This is a genomic window from Paenibacillus sp. FSL R5-0766 (assembly GCF_037971845.1).
Lineage (GTDB): Bacteria > Bacillota > Bacilli > Paenibacillales > Paenibacillaceae > Paenibacillus.
The window spans coordinates 783,449-808,034 of sequence record NZ_CP150227.1 but is presented as its reverse complement, the minus strand read 5'-3'; the positions used below and the strand labels follow the sequence as shown (position 1 = coordinate 808,034).

At 47.3% G+C, this 24,586-nt stretch carries 22 protein-coding genes; 12 read left to right on the top strand and 10 right to left on the bottom strand.

What is annotated here, in order from left to right; genetic code table 11:
* The first annotated feature begins 143 nt into the window (after positions 1-143).
* The 6 genes from MKY66_RS03750 (at position 144) to MKY66_RS03725 (ending at position 6,204) form a co-directional block, all read left to right on the top strand.
* Complete coding sequence (locus tag MKY66_RS03750; RefSeq protein WP_076217183.1) at positions 144-791, top strand: DedA family protein; 648 nt, start codon at positions 144-146, stop codon at positions 789-791.
* A 129-nt stretch (positions 792-920) separates the two neighbouring features.
* Positions 921-2,435, top strand: a complete 1,515-nt coding sequence (locus MKY66_RS03745) for a spore germination protein (protein WP_076217182.1) — start codon at positions 921-923, stop codon at positions 2,433-2,435.
* Positions 2,436-2,455: 20 nt separating this feature from the next.
* Positions 2,456-3,655: a Ger(x)C family spore germination protein gene (locus tag MKY66_RS03740; protein WP_076217181.1), complete on the top strand. Its 1,200-nt coding sequence runs from the start codon at positions 2,456-2,458 to the stop codon at positions 3,653-3,655.
* A gap of 15 nt (positions 3,656-3,670) precedes the next feature.
* On the top strand, positions 3,671-3,907 hold the full coding sequence (locus MKY66_RS03735; RefSeq protein ID WP_076217180.1) for a hypothetical protein: 237 nt from the start codon (positions 3,671-3,673) through the stop codon (positions 3,905-3,907).
* 21 nt (positions 3,908-3,928) lie between these two features.
* Positions 3,929-5,053 (top strand): endospore germination permease, encoded by a 1,125-nt coding sequence (locus tag MKY66_RS03730; protein WP_076217179.1) that lies wholly within the window; start codon positions 3,929-3,931, stop codon positions 5,051-5,053.
* Positions 5,054-5,100: 47 nt separating this feature from the next.
* Positions 5,101-6,204, top strand: a complete 1,104-nt coding sequence (locus MKY66_RS03725) for an endospore germination permease (protein ID WP_076217178.1) — start codon at positions 5,101-5,103, stop codon at positions 6,202-6,204.
* Positions 6,205-6,301: 97 nt separating this feature from the next.
* Here MKY66_RS03725 and bcp read toward each other — a convergent pair whose 3' ends face one another.
* Genes bcp through MKY66_RS03705 form a run of 4 tightly spaced genes read right to left on the bottom strand, consistent with a single transcriptional unit; the run spans position 6,302 to position 9,445 of the window.
* Positions 6,302-6,766 carry a thioredoxin-dependent thiol peroxidase gene (bcp, locus tag MKY66_RS03720; RefSeq protein WP_076217177.1) on the bottom strand — a complete coding sequence of 155 codons (465 nt, stop codon included), beginning with the start codon at positions 6,764-6,766 and terminating at the stop codon, positions 6,302-6,304.
* Positions 6,767-6,811: 45 nt separating this feature from the next.
* The gene (locus MKY66_RS03715; RefSeq protein WP_076217176.1) at positions 6,812-7,597 is read right to left on the bottom strand and encodes an ABC-2 family transporter protein; all 786 of its coding nucleotides are present in this window, start codon (positions 7,595-7,597) and stop codon (positions 6,812-6,814) included.
* Between the two features lie 5 nt (positions 7,598-7,602).
* The gene (locus tag MKY66_RS03710) at positions 7,603-8,397 is read right to left on the bottom strand and encodes an ABC-2 family transporter protein (RefSeq protein WP_036614077.1); all 795 of its coding nucleotides are present in this window, start codon (positions 8,395-8,397) and stop codon (positions 7,603-7,605) included.
* A 1-nt stretch (position 8,398) separates the two neighbouring features.
* On the bottom strand, positions 8,399-9,445 hold the full coding sequence (locus MKY66_RS03705; protein ID WP_076217175.1) for an ABC transporter ATP-binding protein: 1,047 nt from the start codon (positions 9,443-9,445) through the stop codon (positions 8,399-8,401).
* A 215-nt stretch (positions 9,446-9,660) separates the two neighbouring features.
* Between MKY66_RS03705 and MKY66_RS03700 the strand changes: the two genes are divergently transcribed.
* Both MKY66_RS03700 and MKY66_RS03695 read left to right on the top strand, forming a co-directional pair.
* A complete protein-coding gene (locus MKY66_RS03700) occupies positions 9,661-10,704 on the top strand; it encodes an LCP family protein (protein ID WP_076217174.1) in 1,044 nt (347 codons plus the stop codon).
* A gap of 136 nt (positions 10,705-10,840) precedes the next feature.
* The gene (locus MKY66_RS03695; protein ID WP_076217173.1) at positions 10,841-12,187 is read left to right on the top strand and encodes a glutamate-1-semialdehyde 2,1-aminomutase; all 1,347 of its coding nucleotides are present in this window, start codon (positions 10,841-10,843) and stop codon (positions 12,185-12,187) included.
* Between the two features lie 111 nt (positions 12,188-12,298).
* Here the strand turns inward: MKY66_RS03695 and MKY66_RS03690 are convergent, their stop codons facing one another.
* Positions 12,299-13,693 carry a PLP-dependent aminotransferase family protein gene (locus tag MKY66_RS03690; RefSeq protein ID WP_076217172.1) on the bottom strand — a complete coding sequence of 465 codons (1,395 nt, stop codon included), beginning with the start codon at positions 13,691-13,693 and terminating at the stop codon, positions 12,299-12,301.
* Positions 13,694-13,852: 159 nt separating this feature from the next.
* Between MKY66_RS03690 and MKY66_RS03685 the strand changes: the two genes are divergently transcribed.
* The 4 genes from MKY66_RS03685 (at position 13,853) to MKY66_RS03670 (ending at position 18,673) form a co-directional block, all read left to right on the top strand.
* Positions 13,853-14,788 (top strand): DMT family transporter, encoded by a 936-nt coding sequence (locus MKY66_RS03685; RefSeq protein WP_076217171.1) that lies wholly within the window; start codon positions 13,853-13,855, stop codon positions 14,786-14,788.
* A 174-nt stretch (positions 14,789-14,962) separates the two neighbouring features.
* A complete protein-coding gene (locus MKY66_RS03680) occupies positions 14,963-16,069 on the top strand; it encodes an endospore germination permease (RefSeq protein WP_076217170.1) in 1,107 nt (368 codons plus the stop codon).
* Positions 16,050-17,519 carry a spore germination protein gene (locus MKY66_RS03675; protein ID WP_076217169.1) on the top strand — a complete coding sequence of 490 codons (1,470 nt, stop codon included), beginning with the start codon at positions 16,050-16,052 and terminating at the stop codon, positions 17,517-17,519. Before MKY66_RS03680 ends, MKY66_RS03675 begins: the two co-directional genes overlap by 20 nt.
* Positions 17,516-18,673 (top strand): Ger(x)C family spore germination protein, encoded by a 1,158-nt coding sequence (locus MKY66_RS03670; protein ID WP_179088606.1) that lies wholly within the window; start codon positions 17,516-17,518, stop codon positions 18,671-18,673. Before MKY66_RS03675 ends, MKY66_RS03670 begins: the two co-directional genes overlap by 4 nt.
* A gap of 90 nt (positions 18,674-18,763) precedes the next feature.
* Here the strand turns inward: MKY66_RS03670 and MKY66_RS03665 are convergent, their stop codons facing one another.
* From MKY66_RS03665 to MKY66_RS03645, 5 genes are all read right to left on the bottom strand, one after another.
* The gene (locus MKY66_RS03665; RefSeq protein WP_076217168.1) at positions 18,764-19,180 is read right to left on the bottom strand and encodes a sensory rhodopsin transducer; all 417 of its coding nucleotides are present in this window, start codon (positions 19,178-19,180) and stop codon (positions 18,764-18,766) included.
* A 918-nt stretch (positions 19,181-20,098) separates the two neighbouring features.
* Positions 20,099-21,340, bottom strand: a complete 1,242-nt coding sequence (locus MKY66_RS03660; RefSeq protein ID WP_256704368.1) for a rhamnogalacturonan acetylesterase — start codon at positions 21,338-21,340, stop codon at positions 20,099-20,101.
* A gap of 72 nt (positions 21,341-21,412) precedes the next feature.
* Positions 21,413-22,252: a carbohydrate ABC transporter permease gene (locus MKY66_RS03655; protein ID WP_076216735.1), complete on the bottom strand. Its 840-nt coding sequence runs from the start codon at positions 22,250-22,252 to the stop codon at positions 21,413-21,415.
* 2 nt (positions 22,253-22,254) lie between these two features.
* The gene (locus tag MKY66_RS03650; protein WP_047841423.1) at positions 22,255-23,157 is read right to left on the bottom strand and encodes a sugar ABC transporter permease; all 903 of its coding nucleotides are present in this window, start codon (positions 23,155-23,157) and stop codon (positions 22,255-22,257) included.
* 139 nt (positions 23,158-23,296) lie between these two features.
* Positions 23,297-24,580, bottom strand: a complete 1,284-nt coding sequence (locus tag MKY66_RS03645; RefSeq protein ID WP_076216734.1) for a sugar ABC transporter substrate-binding protein — start codon at positions 24,578-24,580, stop codon at positions 23,297-23,299.
* Positions 24,581-24,586 lie beyond the last annotated feature (6 nt).

Here is a 24,586-nt window from a genome sequence, read left to right as displayed (position 1 = left end):
TGTTTAATATTTTTTCACAATTTGCTATCTAGCCTGATTGATTCTTCGCTTCAGATTAGGTAGCATAATGAACAAGCAGAACACATTAAAACACCTTGGAGAGTATTCATGCTCCCACCCCGTATTCAGGAGAGTGAAATCTATTGGAATTGCTTGAGAAGATCCAACATCTGTTTGGGTCCTACGGATACAGCGTATTGTTTTTTGGCTTGTTGCTTGAATTCATCGCACTTCCCTTTCCTGGTGAAACAACGATGGCTTACGCAGGGTTTCTATCCTACAAGGGGCATCTGGACTTCGGAATCCTCACCATACTGGCTTTTCTGGGAACAACGATTGGCATGACAATCACTTATTTTATTGGAGCCAAAGCAGGACTGCCCTTTATAACACGATACGGAAAATGGTTTCTACTGAAGCAGGACAAGCTCGATAAAACGCAAAAGTGGTTCGCCAAGTATGGTAATGCCTTAATCTTCATCGGTTATTTCATTCCGGGTGTAAGGCATTTCACCGGATATTTTGCGGGCATAGCCGCTGTTCCCTTTCGCAAATTCGCTCTCTACGCCTATTCAGGTGCACTGTTCTGGGTTGTACTGTTTCTGGGCATTGGCAAAATATTTGGCCCCCAGTGGAACGCCGTATTCCATCTGGCTCATCAATATGCTGCATATATCGTGGGAGGAATCGGCCTACTGCTTATCGCAGCCGTGCTCTATCGTTACCGCAAAGCATGGACAGCTAGATCCACCGTATCCAAGCCAGCCCCTGTTCGACAAAGACAAAAGTAAATTCGAACGAGCGTCCATCTAAAATAAGCAAGGAGTTGCGATTAATCGCGGCTCCTTTTTTTTGTGATAATCCGAATTCATCCAGGTCATACTAACTTGAAAATATAGGGTGTATAGGGAGGTGAAGGCATGCGTGAATCGTCGCTGGAAAGCCAAGATCAGAGGCAAATCTCTCCGGATCTAAGCGAAAATATGGAATACTGCAAGCAAGTGATGGGGAACAGCAACGACTTGATGATGCGCCCTCTCCAGTGTCTACATAAATGGCCTGCCGTCATGTTATACATCGATGGATTGGTGGATGTTCAGATTCTGAATCACTCCATCATGGAATCCTTATTGCATAAGCGTGATCTTCCTGATTTTTCAGCAGATGATGAACATCTGAATTACCTCCAAAACGATGTTCTGATCGCAAGTGATGTCCTGCTCGTCAATGATATGGATGAAGTGCTGAACGCTCTGTTGTCGGGATCAGCGATCTTACTACTGGAAGGATCTGTACGAGGATTGAAAATTGGCGCAGCAGGCTGGGAAGATCGATCCGTTGGAGAGCCTGTATCCCAAACCGTCGTTCGTGGACCGATGGAAGGTTTCAATGAAAACCTGCGTACCAACACTTCATTAATTCGCAAACGAATCCGAGATCCTCATCTCTGGATCGAAGAAAGAGAGATCGGTCGAGTTACCAAGACCCGAGTTGCTATGCTGTACCTGGAACATGTCGTAGATCAGGAGATAGTGCAGGAACTAAGGCGAAGACTGGATGAGATTGATATCGACAGCATTCTCGAGGGAGGATACATCGAAGAGCTGGTTGAGGATAAGACAAGGACTATTTTTCCAACAGTATATAATAGCGAACGACCCGATACTGTAACCGCGGCGCTGCTGGAAGGCCGGGTCGCAATCATTGTCGACGGGACACCGTTTGTTTTAGTTGTTCCCGCCTTGTTTGTTCATTTCTTTCAGTCACCTGAAGATTATTATCAGCGAGCTGATATAAGTACACTGATTCGATTGATCCGATATCTGGCCTTTTTTATCGCACTGCTCTCTCCGTCCTTTTATATTGCCATTACTACTTTTCATCAGGAGATGCTTCCTACCAACCTTCTAATCAGTTTGGCGGCTCAGCGAGAAGGTGTGCCTTTCCCGGCTTTTATTGAAGCCCTGTTGATGGAGCTAACTTATGAGATTCTGCGAGAAGCAGGCATTCGGATACCGAAGACGGTCGGTCAGGCTGTGTCCATTGTGGGTACGCTTGTTATTGGTCAAGCCGCGGTAGATGCGGGGGTTGTATCTGCTGCAATGGTCATCATCGTATCCATCACTGCGATATCCAGTTATGTCATTCCCGAAAATGGGCTATCCATCTCGGTACGTATGTTGCGGTTCGTTCTGATGATCCTGGCCGCTGCCTTCGGATTCTATGGCATCCTGATTGTGTTGTTAATTACCGTAACGCATCTTTGCAGCTTGCGTTCTTTCGGGGTACCTTATATGTCCCCTTTTGCACCCTTTATCCAGAAGGATCTCAAAGACACGATCTTTCGTGTACCCTGGTCCCGTATGAAAACTCGTCCGCTCTCTACCAGCACAACAAATGAAACTAGACAGTCCACCAAAAAAACGAAGCGGTAATTCGGTAAGGAGCGCACACCATGAATAGATGCTTACGCTTAATATTATCCTGTGTCATTCTGCTTCCTCTCCTTACCGGATGCTGGGATCGGCAGGAATTGAATGAACTTGGCATTATGCTGGGTCTCGGTGTGGACAAAGATGGAGATATGATCAAAGTGAGTGCTCAGGTCGTTGTTCCAAATGAGGTATCTTCCAAAGCAGGGGGAGGGAAAGGGACAGCCGTTACACAGTACGAAGCGTCCGCTACAACCTTGTTTGAAGCCATTCAGAAATTAACGGAGACCAGCCCGCGCAGAATCTTCCTTGCACATATCCGGGTTCTGGTATTTGGTGAAGAATATGCACGTAAAAACGGAATATATGATGTTATAGAGGCGTTAATGCGTGAGCCTACAGCAAGACCTGATTATTACGTCCTAGTTGCTAAGAATACTACTGCTTCCCAGCTGCTTGACGTACTTACACCTTTAGATAATACTCCAGCTGAAAAAATATTTAATTCTCTCGATATATCTTCTAAGACCTGGTCCCCCACTACCACGGTCACCGGGGATGAATTACTCGAGTTCATGATATCGCCTGGCATCCAGCCCGTCATTACGGGTGTAGAGATCCTCGGTCCCAAAAGCCATAGCGGGAATAAAGACAATATATCGACCATTCGCTCACCAGCTCGCCTCAATACGACGGGACTGAGTGTATTCAAGAAAGACAAGCTGATTGGTTGGTTAAATGAGGATGAATCCAAAGGCTACAATTATATCCGTGACAATGTAAAATCAACGGTCAGCCATATGCCTTGTCGCAAGCAAGGCAACGTGACGTTTAAGGCGCTCCGTACAACAACGAAAAGAAAAGCAGAAATCGTAAATGATAAGCCTGTAATCCACATCGATGTCAAGAATGTCTCCTCCATCGGTGCAGTTGAATGCGGGATCAAGATTGGTTCGATGAAAGTTCTCAAAGAACTTGAAGCCGATAGTGAAGAACGATTAATTGAACTGATGCAGAACTCTGTCAATTCAGTAAAACGCAAATTCCATGTCGATATATTTGGTTTTGGACAGGAAGTGTACCATGCAGATCCCAAGTTCTTCAAGAAGATAGAAAATGAGTGGGATAAACATTTTGAAGAACTGGATATCAAGTACAAAACCAATGTGCAGATTAAACGTGTCGGTACAATGGATGATTCATTCAGAAACGAAGTAAAGTAAAGGAGTGAGAGAAGCTTGCTGATTACACTTGCGGTTATTGTCGTAGCAGCCATTATTGGCTGGATTGATCTGCCTGGTCTCATTCACCGGAAAGAGTGGCGAGAAACAGCCGTATACAGTGTAATGCTTCTCACCGCTACGGTGTTCAGCGTTATAGCTTCCAATCTATGGGAAATCCCTAGTCCACTTTATATCATCATGTGGATCTACGACCCTGTGAACCACATATTAGCACGACTGACTGGAACTTAGGAGATAAGGGAGGGGTATATCATGCTTGAAAAGGGAAGGATCGGAACAAGACAATTATCCACCCTAACATTTATGTTAGTGGTTGGAGACATGATGTTGATCTACCCTTCCGTTATCACGTCCTATGCCAAGCAAGATGCCTGGATATGTGCTCTTATCGGTGTTCCACTCGGAATGGCTCTCATGGCTCTGATTATGAAATTGGGAAGTATGCATCCAGGGGAGAATCTGGTACAGATTACCCGAAGTATTTTGGGCTTTTGGCCGGGTACCTTTTTCTCCTGCTTCTACTTGTTTTTCTTCCTGATTGGTACATCTACACATACTCGGGAAGTTGGCGATTTCATGACTTCCCAGATCTTACAGTATACTCCTATACGTGTCATCATTCTTATGTTTGTTATTGCTATAGGATGGGGTGTATACCATGGCCTGGAGACGATCGCAAGAACCAGTGAACTCCTGATACCAATCGTCATTCTTTTCACAATGGTACTCGCCATCTGTCTACTTCCACAGGTTGAAACCAGTAATCTGGAGCCAGTAGCAGACACGGGTGTTGTCTCCTTTGCGCAGGGCATTCTGGTGAGTATCATTTATCCCGTCGGCGAAACCATCCCCATTTTGATGGTCCTGCCCTACGTCGCAAACAGTGCCCACCGTATGCGTGACATTATCTTTTCAGCAGGGCTCGGCAATCTAATCCTTGCTATTCTGGTTACCATATCCATGCTCGTTCTCGGCCCTTTCCTTACCCAACATAATATATACGCTTCGTTTGTCTTGTCTCAGAAGATTAGCATTGGCGGATTTTTCGAACGCATCGAGGTCATTATGGCTTGCTCCTGGCTCATTGCTACCTACTTCAAAGCGATAATCTACTTATATGCCTTTATTGTTGGATGCGCAGAACTGTTCAAACTTAAGCATTTCAAGATGCTCATTCTACCATCGACACTGCTCGTTTATGGCATGGCCAATCTCGTCGCGCCCAGTCTGACATTTATTATCATCACCATCGTTCCGTACTGGGTAGATTGGGACACCACGTTAGGTATCATTCTTCCGGGTATGCTGGTTCTAATACAGTTAGTGAAGTCCCGAAGAAAATCCAAATCGCCACCTCAATCAGCCACTGAAGGATAATTCTGAGGAGTAATGTAACATTAATCCATGGGAAGGAGCAGAAGGACATGTTGATGAAGGAAAAACTCACAATTCGGCAGTTCACCCTGCTCACCTTCCTGGTTATGATTGGAGATATGGTTCTGATCTACCCTTCAGTCGTTACCGCAGTAGGCAAACAGGACGCATGGTTCTGTTCTCTCATTGGTCTGCCGATCGGTCTTGGCATCATGTGGGTTCTATATAAATTGCATCGAACACATCCACAGTTGTCGCTTTTTGAAATATGTAACAAGTTACTCGGGGCCTGGGTTGGTTCTGTGCTTTCAGTTGCCTATCTATTTTATTTCGCGATAGGTGCAGCCATATGTGTCCGTGAGGTCGGTGACTTCATGACAACCCAGATCTATCTACAGACCCCGATCCGGGTCATTATTCTAATGATCATTTGCTCCTTGGCCTGGGGGCTCATCCATGGTTTTCGTACGATAGGATTAAGCTCCGAGCTGTTAACCCCCATCGTTGTGGTGTTTATAGCTTTTCTCTTCCTTGGGCTTCTTCCTCAAGCCAAAAGTTCTAATCTTCTGCCTTACTTCGACATTCCCTGGATACATTTAGTAGAGTCTGTCATCCGCGGAGCATTTACTTCCTTTGGTGAACTTATTGTTCTTTCCGTATTTCTCCCCTATGTGGACCCCGGGCCCCATTTCAAACGGGATTTCTTGCTGGCTACCTTCTTTGGAGGATTACTATTAAGCTTGTTATTGTTGCTCTCACTCATGGTGATGGGACCTACGCTGACGCAGCACAGCATCTATATTTCATATGCCCTTTCGCAAAAAATTAATATTGGTAATTTCTTCGAACGAATCGAGGCATTCATGGCTATCGCCTGGTTGATCTCTACCTATTTTAAAAGTCTGCTGTATCTATTTGCTTTTGTGCTGGGAACAGCACAATTATTTCAATTAAAGACGTATAAACCTCTCATTTTGCCTTCGTCTCTGTTATTATTTGCCCTCGGTATCCTGATTGCTCCGAATGTTATTTTCTATACAGATACGATTATGCCTGCTTGGGTAGACTGGGATATCACCGTCAGCTTCATCATTCCCTTGTTCCTCCTGCTGGTATATCGCATTCGTTCACGCAAGCATAAGAAACAGTATTAAAGTACTGGAAATCCGCATATGCAAAAGGCTGTGTTCACGGCAACTTCCGCGAGCACAGCCTTATATTGTTGATTAATTAATATTCTGCCGGGGCAGCCTATATGGACTTCAGAGCCTCAAGTGCTGCCTCGATATGTCCTTTGACCCGAACTTTGGACCAGTCCTTGATCAATTTCCCCTCTTCATCAATCAGAAAAGTGGAGCGAACCATACCCATGTACTCCTTGCCATACATTTTCTTCAGCTGCCATACACCGTATTGCTCGGCTACAACGTGCTCTTCATCCGATAACAAGGTAAACGGCAGTCCATATTTGGCAATAAACTTGTCATGTTGTTTCATCGGATCGGTGCTGATTCCGAGAATGACCGTGTTCAGCCCTTCAAATTCAGCATGTCGATCCCGAAAATCACAAGCCTGTTGTGTACAGGACGAGGTCATATCTTTGGGATAAAAATAAAGCAGCACCCGCTGTCCGCGGTAATCCGAAAGCTTTACCGATTCTCCCGTACTGGACGGAAGCTCAAAATCCGGTGCCAATTCGCCTACTTTTAACGTCATGTCAGTTCCTCCCTAATCTCCCCCATGAATTACTATAGGGCGTTATTATGAACCTGCTCCGCGATAACGCTTCACGCCAAAATTCCACAAAAGCAAGCCCATGGAGCCAAATACCAATCCTATCACAGGTGTAAGCAGCGCCATGCGATGCATCTCGGACCTTTCCAGGAACAAGGCTGCGGGATAGATCCCCACGAAGGCAAACGGAATGATCCAGGTTAACAGCACCTGAATGGCACGGTTATAGATCGTTACAGGGTAGCGTCCATATCCTTGAATGTTATACATCAACGGCAGGATACCTGTTGGCGCGTCCGAATAAAAGGATAGTGAAGTCAATGTGGTATAGATGCCGGCATAGATCATCACTGAGCTGAGTGCCAAAATAATCAATGCCGGGATATGCCACCATTCCAGCATCAGACCCATCTCTGCTCCACTGAAGATCATGATGATCAGGCCGATAAACGAGCCCACGAGTGCAGGCGGATCCACATTTTCAAGCAAGATCTGGAACAGGTTATGTGCAGGACGTGTCAGGATCCGATCCATCTCTCCTTTGACGATGTACCGCTCGCTGAATCCCCACAGATTGATAAAACAACTGAAGATGCCATAGGGCACCATAAAATATCCATAAACAAAGAGCACTTCACTCTCACTCCAGCCGCCCAAGTTATCCGTATGGCGAAAGACCACAAAGATAAAGATCAGGTTGGTTGCCTGGAACAGCAGATCCGATAGGATCTCCACCCAGAAATCAGCACGGTACGTGAGTCGTGTTTTCATGTAATTTTTCAAATATTCCCAGATCAGACCCATATAGTACATATCTGTTATCCCCCTTGCACGAACAGACGCTTGCGCGCCTTACGCCAGATCAATACCATCGGAAGCAGCAGTACGGCAAACCAGAACACCTGAATACCGAGCACACTCCAGATGGCGGTACCTTCCACTCTTCCAGTGAACACGGAACCGGGCAGATACGTAATGGCCTGAAAAGGCAATACTTTCATCACCGCGGACATCCAGCCTGGATACAGGCTGATCGGGATGATTAGACCAGAGAACAAATCAACCACGACGCGTTTCATACGCATCATGCCTTCATTGTTTTCCACAAAGAATGCCGCCAGTCCCGTTATCACATTAATCTGGGAATTAATGAGGAAACTGAAGAACAGCATGACGAGAAAGCCAATCCACGCCGATGGCGCCGTAGGCAATTCAACCGGGAACAGCAGAATGGCGATGAGCATCCCCGGAATCATGAGGAGCAGGAAGCGGAAAATACCTTCGCCAAGACCCTGCATCATTTTGACCATAACGTAATTGATCGGCCTGATGAATTGAATCGCAATGGAGCCATCCCGTATATCTGCGGCAATCTCCCGGTCCAGGTTGTTAAAGTAAAAGGCACGTGCCATCCAGGATACAGCGATGTAAGTGGTCATCTGCGCTGCCGTGAAGCCGCCGAGTTCACCACTGCTACCGTAAATGGCTTGCCAGGTAAAGTAATACACGCCGATATTCAGCGTATATATCAAAATGCCGGAGTAATAATTCACCCGGTATGCCAGCATCGTTAGAAAACGGATGCGCATAAAATCAATAAATGCACTATTCATCTCAGGATACACCCACCGCTTCTTTCCCTGCTCCCACAATCTCTGGACGCTCGGCGGAACCGGATTGGTAAATACTGCGCACAATCTCATCCGTGTTAATCTCGATAATCTGAATATCGGTAATATCAGCCTGTCCAACGACACGTCCGAGTACATCCGAGACATTCAGTTCCAGCGGAATCCATACAGATGCGGACAATTCATTCTCTACCGTCCAACGGACAGGCAACCCATCAGTCCATTCCTGCATCTGACTGATGTTGTGAGCTGAACCAAACTTGAAGCGGATCTCCCGCTCCTTACCCCACTGGGACTTGAGATGATCCAGACCTCCATCATAGATGATGTTGCCTGCATCAAGCATGATCACCCGGGAGCACAGTGCCTCAATGTCCTGCAAATCGTGGGTTGTGAGCAGTATGGTCGTTCCATGCTCCTTGTTCATGTCTTTCAAGAAATCCCGAATTTCCGACTTCACCACAATATCCAAACCAATAGTTGGTTCGTCCAGGAAAACAATACTTGGATTATGCAACAAGGCTGCCACTAACTCGCAGCGCATGCGCTGACCGAGACTGAGCTTCCGTACCGGACGGCTTAGCAGGTCCTGAAGCTGCAACCGCTCAACCAGTTCATCCAGCCGTTTGCGGAAATCGACCTCTTCGACACGATATACTTTGCGCAATAAATGGAAGGATTCGATAACGCCAATATCCCACCACAATTGACTGCGCTGACCAAAAACGACACCAATATTCTGTACAAACTTCTCCCGTTCCTGATACGGAACATATCCACCAACCGATATTTGCCCTGAAGTAGGCACCAAAATGCCGGTCAACATCTTGATCGTTGTTGATTTACCGGCACCGTTCTCCCCAATATATCCGCATATTTCGCCTTGCGGAATCTGAAATGAAATATCATTTACAGCCAATACCTCCTGGTATTGACGTGCAAACAGGTCCTGGAACGCGCCCTTCAGCCCACCTCGGCTTTTCTGGACGCTAAACGACTTGCGCAAATCTTTGACATCAATCGCCAGCATGATTATACCTCACTTGGATTTTGTTGAAATTGCTTGTAGCCCAAAAAGAAATTATAATGGTATCAGTCAAAATTCAGCAAGCTTTAAAAATAGTCTGGAGCCGCGTCTTGTGCCTGATGACGATGGAGACGTGAGCGGAAGGCTTCGGCTAGATTATAACAGAAACAACTTTGGACTTATTTTATATTTTATCTCAATTACAAAGGAGAGCTAGCATGACCAGAAAGACGAAGAGAACCATCTGGATTTCTCTTGCCGCCTTCGTGTTAATTATTGGAGGAGCAGCGACATATTATTTCGGTTCTATTCTCAATCAGTTGGACGGTTTGGCAAAGGACGGTGACGATTCACCATTCGCAGGTATCGAGAATGTGGAGAAAGTAAATACTCCTGACCCACCCAAATGGGAAGGCACAGAAACGGTAAATATTCTCGTTATGGGTGTCGATGCACGTGGATTGAAAAAAGGTGAAGTTCCTCGCTCCGACAGCATGATGGTTGTATCGCTCGACCCTCTTACCAAAAAAATTAATCTGTTCTCCATTCTGCGCGACACTTACGTCAATATTGACGGGTACGGTAAGGAGCGGATCAACACCGCGATCACGCATGGCCCTAACGTAGCGATGCAAGCTGCGGGCGACCTGCTCGGCATTCCTGTACAGTATTATGTGTATACGGATTTCCAGGGATTCATCAAATTGGTGGATGCCGTTGGCGGCGTGGATTTCGATGTGGAGAAGGACATGCACTATACAAGTAAAGCAGACAATAACGAATACGATATTGATCTCAAAAAAGGGTATCAGCATCTGGATGGCGAAACAGCGCTCATGTACGTTCGTTTCCGTCATGATGCGATGTCGGATTTCGCTCGTTCCGAGCGTCAGCGTGAATTGCTGAAAGCTGTAACAGCGAAAATGCAGTCAACAACTACCATTGCCAAGCTGCCTGCCATTCTGGAACAGGTTAATCCTTACGTAGATACAAATCTGACACTCTCCGATATGTGGAAGCTGGGTGGACTCGGTTACCAGAGCAGCATGAACGGCAGTGAGCAGATCCCGCCAATGAACCTGCTGAAAGAAGAACGGACAGCTGGTGGAGCGCAGGTATTGACGGTTACGAATGAAGAGAAGCTGAAGCAGCATATTCAGGATATTATTCATCCACCTGCTACAACGGATGATAGTACGACCAGCACCGAAGATAAAACAGCCAGTGGTGATGATCAAAAGTCAGAGCAACCGGCTCAGTAATGTAAACTAAACATGCAGAGGGCAGCCATTACGCTGCCCTCTCGTTGTGCCCGGCTATCATATTATGAGAAAATCATCATATCTTTCTGTGGTTTGTACCTTTATCATATTTTGAATGACGAAAGGAAGTTATCTTATGAATACATCACGTTCCCGTTCCGAACTTCTATACGCAGAAGCACTTGAGCATATTGTAGGAGGTGTTAACAGCCCTTCACGCTCTTTTAAAGCCGTTGGTGGTGGTGCACCTGTATTTATGAAAAAAGCCCAAGGCGCCCACTTCTGGGATGTCGATGACAACCGTTATATTGATTATCTGGCCGCTTACGGTCCGATTGTTACAGGACATGCCCACCCGCATATTACGCAGGCCATTACGGAAGCAGCAGCAAATGGAGTACTGTACGGTACCCCAACAGAGCTGGAGATCAAGCTCGCCAAAATGCTGAAGGAAGCCATTCCTTCCATGGATAAAGTGCGTTTTGTAAACTCCGGTACGGAAGCAGTCATGACCACGATTCGGGTGGCTCGTGCCTACACCAAACGCAACAAGATCGTAAAATTCGCCGGATGTTACCACGGTCACTCGGACCTGGTGCTTGTAGCTGCCGGTTCTGGCCCTTCTACGCTGGGTATCCCGGATAGTGCAGGCATTCCAACCAGTATTGCGCAAGAGGTCATCACCGTGCCTTACAATGATCTGGACAGCCTCAAAGCTGCACTGGAGCACTGGGGTGACGATGTTGCTGCGGTTATGGTTGAACCGATCGTAGGTAATTTCGGTATGGTTATGCCGGAACCTGGCTTCCTGGAGGGTCTCTGTGCCATGACACGGGCCAACGGCTCACTGGTTATCTATGACGAGGTTATTACGGCTTTCCGTTTCCATTACGGTTCTACACAGACATATGCCGGACTCGATAATCATGCGGAGATTGAACCCGATCTGACAGCTCTTGGCAAAATTATTGGCGGCGGCCTGCCAATCGGTGCTTACGGCGGCCGCAAACATGTTATGGAGCAGGTTGCCCCACTCGGCCCTGCTTATCAGGCGGGAACGATGGCTGGTAACCCTGCATCCATCTCGGCTGGTATCGCATGTCTGGAGGTCCTGCAAGGTGCGGGTGTGTATGAAGAGATGGAACGTCTTGCTATCGACCTGACAGCAGGTCTGCAAGCTTCTGCTGACCGTCATGGGATTGCACTGACGATCAACCGGATTCGTGGTGCGTTCTCCACCCATTTCTGTAATCATCCGGTGACGAACTACGATCATGCTCAAGACACGGATGGAGAGCTGTTTGCTTCCTTCTTCCGTCATATGCTGGACCGTGGCATTAACCTCGCTCCATCCAAATATGAGGCCTGGTTCCTGACCACGGCTCATACAGATGAGGATGTTCAGTCTACATTGGAAGCTGCAGAAGCTTCCTTCAAGGCGATGGCTCAGGAACAAATCGGATTATTTCCATCTACCATATAGCGTACAAGCTGTATTATAGATGGAAAACAACTCATGGAAAAGGCGTTCAACAAGTAATCAACTTGTGTGGACGCCTTTTGTTATTTACGGACAACATTCCGATTCTTCAATTTATTTCTGTCTGATCTGAAGTTTTAAAATTTCCTCCCGGATCTTCTGCATCCCTTCCTCGATTCGCTGCTTCGGCACATTGGAGATGTTTAATCGCAGCATTTGATCCTGATGGACCTGATATGTTCCCTCCGGATAATACCGTTCTGTCGTATCAACGATGACTCCGCGCTTTTGAAGCCGGGACAGCAGAACACGAAGCGGCATATTACCCGCCAAAGGCAATACGGTATGCTCTCCTCCTGTTCGAGGAGCCTCCATAAATGGAGCAAAGTCTGGATATGTGTCCAGTTGCTCATGCACCGTGTGCATCCGGGCAGCATAGCGGTTACGAATCACTTTCCTGTGATGAGCAAACATTCCGCTGTGGACATAGATCTCCAGCGCAGCTTGAGACAGGACGGAAGTGTCGATATCGAGCATTTTTTTGTAAGCCCCAAAAGATTCAATTAGAGGTGAAGGCAGAACAGCTACACCAATGCGCAAGCCTGGAAACAAAATTTTGGAATAACTCTTCAAATAGATGACCCGGCCTTCAGTATCATAGGACCATAGCGGGTCCTGTTTCGTACTGTCCTCCAGATCGGCCAGATAATCGTCCTCCACCAGATAGACATCGTACCGCTGTGCAAGCCGGATCAGTCTCTTCTTGTCAGCAACAGTCAACGATGTGCCAATCGGATTGTGAAAGCGCGGCATGACATAGAAAAACTTGATATCTCCTTCAGCAAACTGACGTTCAAGCGATGCCCAGTCCAGCCCATCCAGGGCACGTCTCACACCGGCAATCGGCACATTCAATCCACTCAGTAGCGAGGGCATATTGTGATAGGTCGGTAGTTCAAGCAGTACTTTTCTCTTTCCATTGGGAAAAGGCATCAATGCCAGTACAGCCAGTGCCTGTTGCACACCTGATGTGATGAAGAACTGCTCCGATCTGGCAAATACCTGATAATCCGCAAACTGCTTCTGCAACAGCATGATAAGCGAAGGTAATCCCTGATCTGTGCCATACATAAATAACTCTGCTTGCTTCTTCTCCATCGCCTGATCCACACAATGACGAAAGTCTGCATAAGGGAACACCCTTGGATCGGGAGCAGCTGAAGCAAAGTCCAACGCTCCCTGCCAGTCCATGTCCTGAGCACCTGTCCCGTTCTGTACGGCATAATAACCGGATTGAGGTATGGCATACACCAAATGCCGCTGCTCCAGCCACTCATATGCACGAATAGCCGTGCTTACACTGCATTGATATTGTTCTGCTACAACTCGAACGGCTGGAAGACGGATGCCCTTATCTGCCCACTGGTGACGATCCTGCTGCTGCATCTGTTCCTGAATCCATTGCTTTAATGCTTCGGCAATCACTTCGTATTTTCTCAATGCACCCATCCCTCTCCAACAACTGTACCGATACAGTTTAACCTTTTATCTATTGTAGCACGATGCACCTGGCAGTATATTGAATAAGGCCAGCACATGCCTCGAACCTGACATAATTCAGGATAATGAAAGATAAAGCGCTATGACTACTGTATTGGAGGAGCATTCATGAACACAACACACACTCGGGGATACGCCTATATCGCAGCTGTATTGTACGCAGCTATTATCGGTCTATCTTTTTTATTTGTTAAAATGACAGTCTCTGTTGCACATCCAATTGATGTGCTTGCCCACCGATTCGCGCTGTCGCTGATCGTTGTCAGCATTCCTGTCATTTTTGGCTGGATCAAAATCCGACTGAGCCTTCGTGATCTGTGGCGAATCATTCCACTGGGGCTTTTATCTCCCGTCTTATTTTTTGCCTTTCAAGCCTTTGGACTTGTCTCTTCCAACTCATCGGAAGCGGGTATTATTCAGGCCATGGCCCCTGTATTCACACTTGTTCTCGCTTCAGTCTTCCTGAAAGAACGCACATACACGATGCAGAAGCTGTTCCTGCTTCTATCTGTTGCTGGAGTGGTCTTTATTTTCATGATGCAAGGAAGCGGCATGTCTATAGGTAATCTGAAGGGCATTGCATTATTGCTGCTATCCACAGTCTGTTTTGCAGGGTATGGTGTGCTTGCAAGACCATTAACCCAGAAGTACAAACCAATGGAATTAACCTGGGTCACACTGATGGTTGGCTGTATTGTATTTAACGCCGCTTCCCTGATCCTGCATGCGTCCAGCGGTTCCATGATGGACTACATCAAACCACTTGGAGATACATCCTATCTGGGTGCACTCGCCTATCTGGCGATCCTCTCCACCATGGTCTCCACCCTGCTCGCGAGCTATGCTTTGACTCATCTGGAGGCTTCGCAAATGAGTGTATTCAGCAATCTGTCCACGCTTATCTCCATCGTAGGAGGTGCATGGATATTACATGAACCAGTGGGTTACTACCACTATATTGGTGCATTGTTGATTATCGCTGGTGTGCTTGGCACCAATATGAGCGGTCGCAAACAGAGGCTGGTCAGTGGGATCAAAGCGTGAAAGAGATTCTTATCGAAGGGACCCGACAAGCCAGGAATGCTGCCCGGGAAACAATGCTAGAGGTACGATAAGCCATGGGTATTCAGTATTTTAAGCTCTAAGTGCCTGTATGAAGGGCTTCAATCACGTTAACACTGCTGAGGACAGTCTATTGGGAAAAGGGGACACCTCAGCATGAAACGTACACAGCCATCTTTTTTGCAAGCCATGATGTTAATCATGTTATCCGTTGGTCTAGTCTGCCACGTTCTGATTATTCCTGCCCTGTTGTCTGCGGCTAAAAGGGATTCCTGGATCTCTGTTCTGTTGTCTACAGGACCCTACCTTGTATTTGCGCTCATGCTTGCCTATGTTTCTCGTTTTCTCCAGCACCAAACGCTGCATGATTGGCTAACTTCCCATCTTGGTAAGCCTCTTGGCTTGCTATTTCGGATTGGAAATAGTCTTTTTTTTCTGTCCGTCATCTATATCACCTTACACGATACCACCACTTGGGCCAAAACCAGTTACCTGACGGAAACTCCTACTTTGGTTACCAGCATTGCACTTATGTCGCTCTGTGCCTATGCGGCTTATAAAGGCATGCGTTCTTTGGCTTTCACAGCAGGATTGATCCTGCCCCTCGTTGTACTGCTTGGCTTCTATGTTGCGATTGTGAATACCCAATATAAGGATTACAGTCGTCTGCTTCCTGTCCTTGAACAGGGCTGGCATCCCGTGCTCCACGGTATGGTTTATAGTCTTGCAGGCATGTTTGAACTGCTATTCATCTGGTACATACAACCCCACCTCTCCAAACAGATTCGTGTATGGCAGTATCTGATGCTCGCACTCATTATTGTCGGTCTGACAATAGGTCCACTCATTGGTGCTATCGTCGAATTTAATCCTTTTGAGGCTGCCAAAATGAGATTTCCTGCCTTTGAGGAGTGGCGCATTGCCTCATTGGGCAAGTACATTGCACAAACTGACTTCTTTTCCATCTACCAGTGGCTCGCCGGCTCGTTTACCCGAATTAGTCTTGCTATGTATATTGTGGTAGAAATTTGGGATATTAAGAGCACATCCAAAAGAATCATCAGCTGTATCTCTTTAGCCGTTCTATTTATAATCTCTATGCTGTACCGTCTAGACGATATTACATTCGAAAAGCTGCTTGTCGATTACATATTCCCGTTCAATCTCATCTATCTTAGCGGACTAGCAATAATTGCAACGACCGTCGCATTCATCAGCTCACGCCATCAGAGGAGGAAACATCATGGAGCATCCAACGATTGACACCACGTCCCATGAAACACTGCTTGCCTCTTTGAAAGAACAATTCAACCCCTGCGCGGATGTCGTTATTCAAACGTTTCCAGCAAAAAATGAAAATGATTTACCGATCATTGTGCTATATTGCGATGGTCTCAGTGATGCTAAACAAATCAATCAGTTTATCATTCCCCGACTCGAAGAGCATTCCTTGCTCGAAGAAGATTCGCACACGAAAGAACTTGGATTAACATTAAATCCAGTGGAAGACCTTCGAGATACGAAAAATTTAAATCTGTTGATTTTTAGCGGACAACTGTTGTTGATCTTCGGCAACGGCGATCAATCCTGCAGTTTGGATATTGCGAGCATACCAGGGCGCAACCCTGAAGAATCTGCCATCGAGTCTTCTATAAAAGGGCCTCGCGATGGATTTACCGAAGAGCTGATTGTAAATATCGCACTCATTCGTAAACGGATGAAAACCTCTTCCATGTGCTATGAAAAATATGTTAAAGGTGGGCGAACTCAAACCTCTATTGGCCTATTGTATGTAAAAGACATTATAAATCCGGAGATCCTAAAAGAAGCACGTAAAAATATAGATAAAATTGAAGTTGACGGTATTATTGGGACTTCTGTTATGGAAGGAGCAGTTATGGGAGGCATTCGCAGTATCTTTCCTCTCACCGATAATACAGAGCGACCTGACTATGTCGTGGACTCGCTCTTAAATGGGCGTTTTGCTGTTCTGATCGAAGGTTCTCCTGTAGCGGTCATCGCACCAACTACACTTTTCAATCAGTTGAAATCACCGGAAGATGAGAACACTCCTTTCTTCATTGTGACTTTTGAACGCATCCTGCGGATTTCCGGTTTGCTGATTGCTTGCTTTTTTCCTGGATTCTATATCGGCCTCACCAGTTTTAATGTGGAGCAGATCCCTCTCCCGCTTCTGGCAACGATTGCTGGTACTCGTATGGGGTTGCCCATGCCTGTAACGCTGGAAGCCTTTTTAATGATTTTTATGTTCGAGCTATTCAATGAAGCTGGCCGCAGACTTCCTCGTGCTTTGGGCCAAACTGTCAGTGTGGTAGGCGGACTCATTATTGGAGATGCAGCTATTCGTGCCGGGATTACTTCTCCTACCATCATTGTAACGGTAGCGATTTCAGTTATCTCCAGCTATATTCTAGTAAATACGGTGCTCAGTGGGGCTACTGCTCATGTTCGGATCGGAATGCTCATTATCTCTTCAATCCTTGGATTATTTGGATTTATGATCGGACTGTTCGCGCTGTTGGTGCACCTCGTATCGTTGGAGTGTTATGGCGTATCCTATCTGTCACCCGTATCTCCCTATATTCCCGGAGACTTCACTCAGGCCGTATCCATGCCCCCTTCGATGAAAAGAACCAAACGTCCAGCAGCACTTCATACCCAGGATTCCACCCGCCGGAGGAAGCGTCCGTGAAAAGATGGGTATCCATAAGTGGGCTTCTTATAAGCTGTTTGATCCTGCTAACGGGGTGCTGGGATTCCAAAGAGGTGCAAAGTATTAACTTCATCACAGCGATAGGGATTGACTATGTGGACAACCGATATATTGCGTATGCCCAGTTAATTGACTTCTCCAGTATCGCCAAGCAAGAAGGGCCGACTTCGCGGGAAGCAAGCGATATCTGGATTGGACGAGGTGAAGGCAAAACCTTAAGTATGGCTATTAATAACCTCTATCAAACTTCACAGCAACAAACATTGTGGACCCATGTAAAGGCGATTGTTTTATCAAAAAATGCCCTGAGCGGGCGGCTGGAGGATGTTTTTAACACACTATTACATTCGGGTCAGATGAGATATACACCATGGATCTACGGCACGGAACAAAGCATACCCGATGTGCTTGCCCCCTCTGCCCTGCTGAACCAATCTACCCAGACCATTGAGCTATTTGAACCGATCAAGCTGTACAAGCAGCATTCTGCCTTCGAACCCATCCGTCTTCATCAGCTTCTTGACGGTATTCGTGAGCCTGCTTCGGTTATCCTATTACCTTCGATCACCAATAAAAACCAAACCTGGTTCAATGGGGATGAAGCTCCCCCCTTGATTAAAACAGATGGATTTTTTGTCATTTCACAGGGCAGAAGTCAAGGGAAAGTGGCAGGGGAGGACGCAGATGGTACTCGTTTCGTAAATTATAATCGTGTCTACCAGTACCCGCTGTACGTTTACAAGAATGGAGGCAAGACCCCTGATCTCACACTTCGCCTCCATAATCCGCATACGAAAATTTCATCAAGGAAAGAAGGAAATGGAGTCATTTTCGACCTGATCACTTCGGTAAAAGGTGTCATTGTCGAGGATAACGGCTCCCACCAATCTCCTCGCACAATGGAGAAATCAGCCGAGAAACAGATCGAATCCGAAATTCGGACAACATTCGAAAAAAACAAATCACGGAAAATCGATTCCTATGGCCTAGCAGAACATCTGTATCGTCATGACCTTGCGATGTGGAAAGAACAGGTTCAGCAACGTGCTGATCCCATCAAACGATTCAAACTTGGCAAAGTGGAGGTTCGTGTAAAAATCCTTAATGCCAGCACATACAAATACACTGAGTAATACACAAAGAGGACCAGTCACCTGCAGTGTGAATGCAAGGTTGCTGGCCATTTTCTCTTCTACCTCTTGCTGGTTATCTTGCATTTCGTATCACGTCAGCGGATACGCCATGACACTCATCAAAGCCAATTCAGGCTGGGTCGTGTCCAAACGACTGTACTGGACGATAACGGGGATATTACTCGAAACCGTAATCGCATAAGGCACGCCTGGCGGAATAGACTGCTCCCCGGATCGTAGCGATGCAGTGCGAATGTGCTTCGTCCTCCTCGCTGGCACTTCAGCGACCATACCTTCGAGTGGTTCTCTGTCTTCAAAATAAATCGTGATGTACAGCTCCGCATCCGTGGCACTGGTGTTCAGTACACAGATGCTCTCATGACTCTCCAATGCGCCCCGGCTCTCCGGGGGAATGTAACCATCCGGAATAACCCAGTAGGTGTGACCTGTAGCTGCTGAAACATTCTTACGGGCAGATGTGCCTGATTCTGTCTGGTCAGGTGTCATTGAAATACCTCCTCCTTTTTTTTGCGAGTGCAATATTAAGTTAAAAATCTGCGGGCTCGCGGGGCAGTCGCTTCGGCGGACGGATCGGGCTGTGGGCCGCTGTTGGCTCGGGATTTCATTGGCTCATTCGCGGGGCCAACTCTTAAAACCCGTGGGCTCGCGGGGCAGTCGCTTCGGCGGACGGATCGGGCTGTGGGCCGCTGTTGGCTCGGGATTTCTATTCAATTCCCCCCTCAGCAGGGGAAATCCCGCTCCAAAGGCGGACGCTTCGCTCCCTCTACCCGATTCCGCCCTCCTCCGCTGCTACGCTCGCCGAACTGATTTAAAAAAATTATTGCCTTCGCTATTCGCTGGGCAACTTTTTGCTTGCTCATTACTTCGTTTAACTCGCTACAGCTTTTAAACCCTGAATAGCTCGCAGGGCAGCCGCTTCGGCGGACGGATCGGGCTGTGGGCCGCTGTTGGCTCGGGATTTCTATTCATTCCCCCTCAGCAGGGGAAATCCCGCTCCAAAGGCGGACGCTTCGCTCCCTCTACCCGATTCCGCCCTCCTCCGCTGCTACGCTCGCCGAACTGATTTAAAAAAATTATTGCCTTCGCTATTCGCTGGGCAACTTTTTGCTTGCTCATTACTTCGTTTAACTCGCTACAGCTTTTAAACCCTGAATAGCTCGCAGGGCAGCCGCTTCGGCGGACGGATCGGGCTGTGGGCCGCTGTTGGCTCGGGATTTCTATTCATTCCCCCTCAGCAGGGGAAATCCCGCTCCAAAGGCGGACGCTTCGCTCCCTCTACCCGATTCCGCCCTCCTCCGCTGCTACGCTCCCCTGTTTTTAAAAGATTATTGCCTTCGCTATTCGCTGGGCAACTTTTGCTGGCTCGTTATTTAATTAACTTGCTTAATCATTAAGGGCATGAACCTACCGGAGATACATCTGCAGCGGTTGCAATTGCAACTCGCGGATGGCTTCTGCCACCTGCTGGGCAAGGCGGCGGGCGCCGCGTTCCTGAAAATGCGTGTTATCCTCCACGCCTGAGGGGAAGTTCACATACTCGCCTGGCAACACCCACATAAAGTCGTCCTTGGTGCCTTCAACGCCCGCCTGCTCGAACAGAAGACGGCTGCGCTCAGCCAGATCGATCAGCGGAACATCTTCCTCTTCCGCCAGCTCACGAACGGCGATGATATAATCGCCGTGGGTATCGGTCAATGTGCCATCATCCGCAAAATAGCGACGATGCACCGGGGTGATGAGCACTGGACGAGCCTTGGCTTCGCGTGCAGCGTCGATATACTTTTTCAAATATTCCTTATATGTTGTGAATGGGTCCGTGCCACGTTCAGGGTCCGGCTTCTCATCGTTATGTCCAAATTGAATAAACAGAAAATCTTCGGGCTTGATTTGCTCCAGAATGGCGCTTAATCTACCTTCATTGATGAAACTGCGGGAACTTCGGCCTGACTGGGCGTGATTATCTATTGCCACATCATGTTTGAACTGTGCTGGCAATAACTGGCCCCAACCGCAATACGGATATCCGCTTTCCGGCTGATCTGTTACGGTTGAATCCCCCGCAAGAAATACGGTCATGGTCTGATTCGCAAGAGTAATCTCTAACGCATTGATTCTCGGTGCAGGACCGGAGAATGACAGACGAAGTCTGCCGCCGCGAACAACAACCGAGAATCTTACCTCTGCGCATTGTCCAGGAAGTGTGCGAATCGTTGGCAGTACAAGCCTGCCTTCACCAGCTTTCACGCGGGTCACTGTCTCAGCCAATTCATCCCCTGCAACAAGTAATACTTGGTAGGTTCCGTCGGGAACATCCACGATGAACGATGCTTTGAGCGGAATACAGAAGCCTGAACGCAATCGGGCAGACATGGTTGTCTGCCCCGGATTGTTATGATATTGTTTCGTAGGATCCGACACATCGTCATCACGAATGCGTTGTTTCTCATACACCAGAGATCCTGCCTCGAATCCGTACCCTCCGCGTCCCTCATATGCGGTTGTTGCAGTTACTTTCAGATAATCCCCTGTCTCATCTGCTCTTCCCGAGTCCGGTCCAAAGTTAAACTTCCAGCTGGTCACGGACACTGCCTGGCCCTCTGCCGCTGCCTCCATGGCAACGGCCTGACTACCCTGAGCTTTATTCAAAAGCGATACCCTCCTTGGTTAACTTTTGTAAACGTTTATTCGGGCAAAGATACGAAGATACAGTAATCCGGCTTATCCTTTCAATCCGCTGGTGCTCATCCCTTGAACAATTTGTTTCTGGAAGATGAAGAACACAGCTACAACCGGAACCAGACTGACGATGGACATGGCGAACATTGCGCCCCAGTTGGAAGCAGATTCGCTATCGAGGAACATTTTCAGCGCCATCGACACAGTGTATTTATCAGGCGAGTTCAGGTACAATACCGGACCGAGCAGATCCTCCCATCTCCAGTAGAAGGAGAAGATGGCTGCAGTCGCCAGAGAAGACTTGATGAGCGGCATAATAATCTGGATATACAGTCTGAATTTGTTACATCCATCGATGGTTGCAGCCTCATCCAGCTCCTTCGGAATCGTTCGAATGAACTGTACCATCAGGAAGATGAAGAATGGCATTCCGAAGAATGTAGGGACAACGATTGGCAAGATAGTATTCAGCCAGCCGAGCTTCGTGAAAATGATGTACTGAGGAACCAATACCACGTCATGTGGCAGCATCAGTGTTAACATCATCAAGGAGAACCAGAATGTACGTCCCTTGAAGTTAAGTCTGGCAAAACCAAAAGCGATCAGCGATGACGATATCACGGCACCGATAGTGGAAATAACCACGATTACAAGTGAGTTGGTGATGTAATCCATAAACGGTCTTCCAGCTGTGCCTTTCCAGCCATCCACATAGTTGCTCCAGATCCACTCCGTAGGGAACAGAGTATCCGCAGTGACGAATATCGTACGGCTTTCCTTGAATGAACTGAAGAGCATCCATAGGACGGGATAGAGCATCAGGAGGGCAAGAGCTGCAACGAACAGGTGATAAACGGGCCACTTTACATTTCTCCAAACCATCGTTACTTCCCTCCTTCAGATTCGTAGAACACCCAGTACTTGGATGTCAGGAAGACAGCTACCGTGAGTATACCGATCATGATGAGCATGATCCAGGCCATTGCCGAAGCATAACCCATGTTGTTAAACATAAACGCCTGACGGAACAGATACAGGGAGTACAGCATCGTACCGTCCATTGGACCGCCTTCGCCTTTGGAGATAATATAGGCAGGTACAAACGTCATGAATGCTCCAATCGTCTGCATAATCATATTGAACAGGACGATCGGGCTAAGCAGTGGCAAGGTGATGCTGAAAAATTTCCGTATAGGATTCGCGCCATCCACACCTGCTGCCTCGTACATCTCAGTAGGGATATTTTTGAGACCAGCCAGGAAGATCAGCATGGACGAACCAAACTGCCACACAGACAGTGAGATGAGCATAACCAGGGACGCATTCGGGTCACCAAACCAGCTTATAGGCCCGATCCCGATTGCCGTTAGAGCACTGTTGATAACACCCTCATTACTGAAGAGGTTACGCCACATAATGGATACGGCCACACTACCACCGATAATGGATGGCAGGTAATACAGCGTCCGGTACGTTCCAATCATACGAGAGCCAGTGTTTAGGACCATCGCTACGAAGAGGGCAAAGATCAACCTTAACGGTACCCCAATGAATACATAGAGAAACGTTACTTTAACCGAGTTCCAATATTTCGGGTCATCAAAAAACATTTTGGTGTAGTTATCAAGCCCAATCCACCGCGGAGAAGTGAACAAGTTATAACTCGTGAACGACATATATAAGGACACAAACATGGGGATGAGTGTGAAGCCCAGGAATCCAATAATAAACGGGCTTATGAACGCATATCCAGTTAAGTTTCTACGTAACGACGAATACTGCCTCAATGGAACGAACCTCCTTCATGGATCAGCTTGCTCCCTCATCCTGGCTTCGGTCATCTGGACGGGGAAAGGCCCTCGCATTCGCGAGTAGCCCCATTCCCGACCATCCCTGAAGTGGGACGAGCAAGCCATCATTCAACTGTTATTTATTGTTCGCAAGTACAGATTCGGCGTTCTTGCGGAATGTCTCTGCTGCTTGTTCAGGTGTAATTTTGCCAAAGTTCAACTCTTCAACCACATCTGCCAGAGCAGAGATTACTTCAGGTGAACCAACCGGTGGCGGAGAACTCATTGGTGAAGCCTTAGGCTCCATGGCTGCTACGAATTCAAAGACTTGTTTCGTTGCGTCACTCAGCTCAGGTGCGATAGCTTCTTTGATTGCTCCTGAGATTGGCACACCGCGCTCACCTTTGATCAGTTTGTTGGCTTCCACGTCATTCACCCAGAAATCAATGAATTTGGCCGCTTCTTCCTTCACTTTGGAGTTGGACGTTACACCCCAATACATACTTGGTTGCATATATAGTCCTTTTTCCATATCCGGTCCTGGCATTGGAGCGATTTCGAGTGGACGGTTCGCTACCTGTTGCAAGGCTACGAACTGGTTGGACCATTGCCATACGCCAATTCCTTTTTCCTTCACGAGATCCGATTCCTCAATAATGCCTTTGGTTTGGTTGGCTACATCCGGCGTAGGTGCTGCACCTTGCTCGATCATGCGGCGCATGAGTCCGAAGAACTCCACAAACAATTGATCATCATCATAACCAAGACCTGTTCCTTCCGCATTGTAAAGCGACAATCCTTTGGTACGCAGGAAGTAGTGGAAGAAAATATCCGGAGCTATCCCTCCATCCAAATACAGACCTTTCTCTGCGGTTTGTTTACCCAGTGCTTCGTACGATTCCCAAGTCATATTGTCAGGGATTGCATCCACGCCTGCTTTTTTAAGCAATGCCGGATCATATTGGAAGCCCAGAACGTTAACACCGGCAGGTACACCGTATTGTTTACCGTTAATTACACCTGTGCTGATAACATTCTCGGACACATCGTCCACTTTGATCTGGTTGCCAAGATAAGGCGCTAGATCCTCAAGCTGACCATTCTGTGCATATTGGCTGATGTAGGAAATATCCATCTGAACGATGTCAGGCAACTGATTTGCCGCTGCTTGTGGTGCGAGCTTTTTCCAGTAGTCATCAAATGAAGCATATTCCACGTCGATTTTGACATTCGGGTTTTTCGATTTGTACAGGTCGATGACCTTCTGTGTATATTCATGCCTTGCATCCGAGCCCCACCAAGCGATCCGCAGGGTAACTGAGTCATCTCCAGATGCTCCTTCAGTTCCTCCACCTGAGCTACATGCCGCTGTAAACACGAGCAAAGCAGCCATCATCAGGAATATTGCCTTTTTCACCATGCCAAT